Here is a 4,700-nt window from a genome sequence, read left to right on the forward strand (position 1 = left end):
CGGCCCGCGGGATCAGGTCCGGGTATTCGCGGCCCAGCCGATGGTGGAAGCGTGCCATCTCCGTCAGCTTGGACACCGTCGAGGTGCGGCTGCACAGGTTGAACGACGAATTGCGCCAGGCCGCGGCCATCTCCGGCATCCCGTAGAACAGGCCGAACTCGCACACCCGCGCGAACAGGTCGACATCCATCGGGAACACCAGATCGCCGCGGAACCCGCCGACACGCTCGAAATCGGTGCGCCGGAACATCGCCGCGGCGGTCGGGCCGAAGTCGGCGGGGCCGCGCCGTACGATGGTGCGCATCAGGGTCCGCACCCCGTGCGCGCCGAGCAGCCCGGGCAGTCCCAGGCCCGTCTCCTCGATCGCATCCGCCTCGTCGATCACCTGGAAGGTGGCCGAGCAGAGCGCGATCGCGGTGTCGCGCATCAGATCCAGCTGGGATTTCAGCGCGCCCGGCAGCAGGATGTCGTCGGCGCACACCACCTTCACCAGCTCACCCGAGGAGACGGCGACGGCCTTGTTCCAGTTGTCGCCGATCGGCAGCACCGTGTCGTTGCGGTGCAGGCGCACCCGCGGATCGGTGAACGACAGGGCCACGGCCGCGGTGTCGTCGGAGCTGGCATTGTCGAGTACCGACAGCTCGAAGTCGGCGTCCTGGTCCAGGATCGACCGCAGCGTGGTCGCGAGCGTGCGGGCGGCGTTGTAGGCGGGCACGCAGACCGACAATGTACTCATGGATTCCCCTGCGCCGGTGCGGTATCCGACGGCGTCGCCGCGGAAGGTGCTCCCTCGACCAGGCCGATCACTCGGCGCACTGCGGCCCGGGAGGCGTCGATCTGGGCTACGGCCCGCTGCTGCAACGGATCTCGGAGTTCGGGAGCGGCATCCCACAGCTCCTCGATTGCGCGGGTGAGGCTGCGGCGCAGCTCCGGACCCTCCATGTCGACCACCCGCAGCCCGGTGCCGAACATCTCGGCCAGGCCGTGAAACTTGTCGTCGTAGTACCGCGACGCCGTGAGGCCGACGGCCGGAATCCCTTGCGACAGTGCGAAAACCGCGAGGTGGTAGGCGCTGGTGACGACCAGGCGGCAGTGCGACACCTGCCGGATGACCTCCTCGGCCGTGCCGCCCCGCCCGACGGGGGCCCGGGTCCGCGCGGCACCGGCCAGGAGCCGCCGGGTGCAGTCGCGGTCCTCGGAGTCGTATTCGGAGATGATCAGCGGTGCCACGGCGGCATCGACCTGCATTGCGCGAGTGCGCAGCACGTCGGCCAGCGTCTCGCGGGCGGCGGCGCCGACGCGGGCGTAGTAGGTGACCCGCAGGCAGACACCCAGGTCGGTGCCGATCCGCGCCTGCCGCAGCCGGTAGGCCGGTTCGACCGCGTCGTCACCGGTCACCATGATCCGTTCCGGCGCGACGCCGAGATCGGCCAGCAGCGTCGGCCCGCGCCGCCCCTCCCGCAGGCCGATGAATCCGACCCCGGGCAGCACCTGCGCGGCGCGTTCGAGCAGCCGTGGATCGTCGATGGGGCCCAGTCCCTGACCGATCATGGCGGTCGGAATGCCCAGCGCCCCAGCCTGTTCGAGCAGATTCAGCGTGCGGTGGGCCTGATAGCGGTCGATATCGGTCAGGTAGCCGCCGCCCTGGGCGAGCACCAGCGCGGCGCCGGAGAGCGCGGCGGGCAGCGGCGGGTCGGGCAGGTCGCGCTGTCCGGCGGTGCCGCGCAGGGTTTTTCGCGCGGCGCGCACGCGCGCCTTGGGCCCGTCGGTGGCGGCGCGCCAGCGCAGCGCCGTACCGGCGGCGATCCGCCGCAGCGGGCGCCGGTGCTCCCAGTGCCCGCCCGTGCCCAGGTAGATCGGCTCGGCCTGCGGCAGCAGTGCGGGCAGTATGCGCGGCTGTTCGGTGAGCACCCCGATCCGAGACTCCGGCCAGTGCTCCCGCAGCCGCTGCACGGTGGCGCTCATCATGGCCATATCGCCGCGGTTACGCAGCCAGTATTCGCCGTTCTCGATCAGTATCCGGAGGTTCTCCGCACCCGCCCCCGCGTCGGCCTTGCCCACGCTCGTCGTCCTTCCGCAAGCCCGGGAACAGCCCGGATCATCGGTTCGGAGAGGCAGCACTGCCGCTCGCGAATGTATCGCACCACGTGCGGATTTCGCTACGGCGAACGACTCGGCGTCCGAGTCCGGTCAGGCCGCGGCGCGCGCCGACCGCAGCGCGGTGGCCAGGCGCTCGAGCAGGGGCGCGACACCGGCGTAGGAGAACCGGAACACCGTGCTCCAGGGCGTGATCTGCCCGGCGCGGACCGCGGGCAGGGTGCGCCACAACGGTTTTCCGGCCAGCGCGTCGGGCTGCAGGGCGCTGGACCGGCCGTCGAGCAGGATCAGATCGGCGGGATACTTGTCGGCGTTCTCCCAGCTGAGGCTCTCGTAGAAGCCCTGGCTGTCCACGCGCTCGGGGACGACCAGGTCCACGCCCAGCTCTCGGAAGTAGCGCAGATCGGCCGAGGCGCGCGGATCGGAGACATAGAAGGTGTCCGGTGCCGCCGAGGCCGCCAGCACGCGCAGGCCGGGCCGCTGCGCGATCGCCTCCCGCACCGCCTGGCCCGCCGCGGTGAACCGGTCCCGCGCCCGCACGACGGCGGGGGCGTTCGGATCGGCACCCAGTGCGGTGGCCAGCTGCTCGTACCGGCCGATCGTCACCGGCAGCGGCTGGGCCGCCACCGCGATCGCCGCGACGTTCGGGTTGATCGACTCGATCTTCGACCGGCTGTCCTCGGGGACGTACCAGAGCTGATCCGGCACATACATGTCGGTGACCAGCAGGTCGGGCTCCAGCGAGGCGTACTTCTCCAGGTGGAAGTCGCCCCAGGCGTTGCCGAGGACGGTGAGTTCGTCCAGGTTCAGGTCACCGGCCAGCTCGGATTTCGCCCCGTTCGCCGCCGTCACGTCGCCGAACACCCCGGCGATGCGAGGTGCCACGCCGTAGTCGGCCAGGGCCGCCGCCGATCCGGTGAACGCGACCACGCGCGAGGGAATCCCGTTGGCGCGCAAGACCTTACCCCGATCGTCGGTGAACGACCAGTCACCGGAACCGGTGGCCTCGTCCGGTGACCGGCCGCAGGCGGCGAGGGCCGCCGCGACGGTCGTGGCCCCGGCGGCGGCGAACAGGCCGCGGCGGGTCAGCCGGATCCCGGCGTCGGTCGTGCTCATACCCGTCCTCACTCGCGTCGGCAGCGGTTGGATAGGCCAGCCTAACCTACCTTACAGCACCGCTACCCGCCAGCTACCGAACCGGCGTCGGGCTCAACCGTGGAACGGATCGTTCACCGCACCCGGCATCCACGAATTCCCCGGTCGCGTCCACTCGCGCTGCTTGACCGCCTTGCGCGCGGCGCGGCGATTGCGGCCGATCAGGCGATCCAGGTAGAGCTTGCCCGCCAGGTGATCGGTCTCGTGCTGCAGGCAGCGCGCGAGGTATCCGGTGCCCTCGACCTGCAGCGGCGCGCCCTCGACGTCCACGCCGGTGACCCGGGCCCAGTCCGCGCGGCCGGTCGGGAACCATTCCCCCGGCACGGACAGGCAACCCTCGTCGTCGAGATCGGGATCGGGCATCGTCTCCGGGATCGCGGAGGTCTCGAGCACCGGATTGATCACGTAACCGCGGTGCCGCACCCCGCGGTCGATCAGGTCGTAGACGAAGACCGCGCGGGGGTCGCCGATCTGGTTGGCGGCCAGGCCCGCGCCGTTGGCCGCGGTATTCGTCTCGAACAGCACGTCCACGAATGCGGCGAGCTCGTCATCGAACACGGTGACGGGGACGGCCGGTGTGGTGAGCCGGGGATCTCCGGCGATGAGTATCGGTCGCACAGACATGCACCCGAGAGTACTCAAATGCGAGTAGTCGTGTCAGACTGAGGGGGTGAACGAGACACGACTCTTCGTCCTCGCCGCGCTGGCCAAGCGCGGCCCCATGCACGGCCATCAGCTGCGCCGCGACGCCCGGCTGGATCGGGCCGACCTGTGGTCGCGGGTGAAACCGGGCTCGCTCTACGGCGCCCTGCACCGCATGAGCGACGAGGGCCTGATCCGGCCGCTGCGCACCGAACAGCCCGGCGCGCAGCCCGCCCGCACGGTCTACGAGATCACCGACGAGGGGCGGCGCGAGCTGCGGGCGCTGCGCGACGAGGCGTTCACCGATGTCGACATCCGGCCGGACCCGGTCGACCTTGCGCTCGCGGTCAGTGCCGACCTGGATCCCGAACTCCTGCGCGGCTACCTCACCGACCGCATCGCGGCCCTGCGCGCCCGCGCCGCCGGGATCGAGCACCAACTGGACCGCCGCTGGCCCGACCAGAGCACGGTCGACGACCTCGTCGTAGACCACGCCCGCCTCCGCATCCAAGCCGAGATCGACTGGCACGAAAAGGTTCTCGCCGACATAGACAAGCTCGACGTACCTCGCTGACCGCCGATCCCGGCCAAAAGCATGCCGGGAATGAGAGGGAGCGTGCGCGCACCGGGAACAAGAGAGGGCATACACGCACCGGGAACGAGAGAGGGCACTCGCGCTCCGGATCTGAGAGCGCGCTCACGCTCACCTGTATCTAGAGCGGTCTCTCGCTCATCGTAATCAAGACGGCATGCGCGCACCGGTAACGAGAGGGCATGCGCGCGCCGGGAATGGGAGAGGTCATGCG

5 protein-coding genes are annotated in these 4,700 nt (G+C 70.6%); 1 reads left to right on the top strand and 4 read right to left on the bottom strand.

What is annotated here, in order from left to right; genetic code table 11:
- The 4 genes from QH290_RS25965 to QH290_RS25980 form a co-directional block, all read right to left on the bottom strand.
- The coding region (locus QH290_RS25965; protein WP_280385729.1) for a glycosyltransferase family 2 protein at positions 1 to 736 on the bottom strand (736 nt) is incomplete at its 3' end.
- Positions 733 to 2,061: a polysaccharide pyruvyl transferase family protein gene (locus QH290_RS25970; protein WP_280385732.1), complete on the bottom strand. Its 1,329-nt coding sequence runs from the start codon at positions 2,059 to 2,061 to the stop codon at positions 733 to 735. The genes QH290_RS25970 and QH290_RS25965, both read right to left, overlap by 4 nt.
- 129 nt (positions 2,062 to 2,190) lie before the next feature.
- Positions 2,191 to 3,213 carry an ABC transporter substrate-binding protein gene (locus QH290_RS25975; protein WP_280385735.1) on the bottom strand — a complete coding sequence of 341 codons (1,023 nt, stop codon included), beginning with the start codon at positions 3,211 to 3,213 and terminating at the stop codon, positions 2,191 to 2,193.
- Between the two features lie 93 nt (positions 3,214 to 3,306).
- Positions 3,307 to 3,876, bottom strand: coding sequence for a peptide deformylase (locus QH290_RS25980; protein WP_280385737.1), 570 nt, complete (start codon positions 3,874 to 3,876; stop codon positions 3,307 to 3,309).
- Between the two features lie 46 nt (positions 3,877 to 3,922).
- Between QH290_RS25980 and QH290_RS25985 the strand changes: the two genes are divergently transcribed.
- Positions 3,923 to 4,468: a PadR family transcriptional regulator gene (locus QH290_RS25985; RefSeq protein ID WP_280264013.1), complete on the top strand. Its 546-nt coding sequence runs from the start codon at positions 3,923 to 3,925 to the stop codon at positions 4,466 to 4,468.
- Positions 4,469 to 4,700 lie beyond the last annotated feature (232 nt).

The organism is Nocardia wallacei (genome assembly GCF_029869545.1).
Classification (GTDB): Bacteria; Actinomycetota; Actinomycetes; order Mycobacteriales; family Mycobacteriaceae; genus Nocardia; species Nocardia wallacei_A.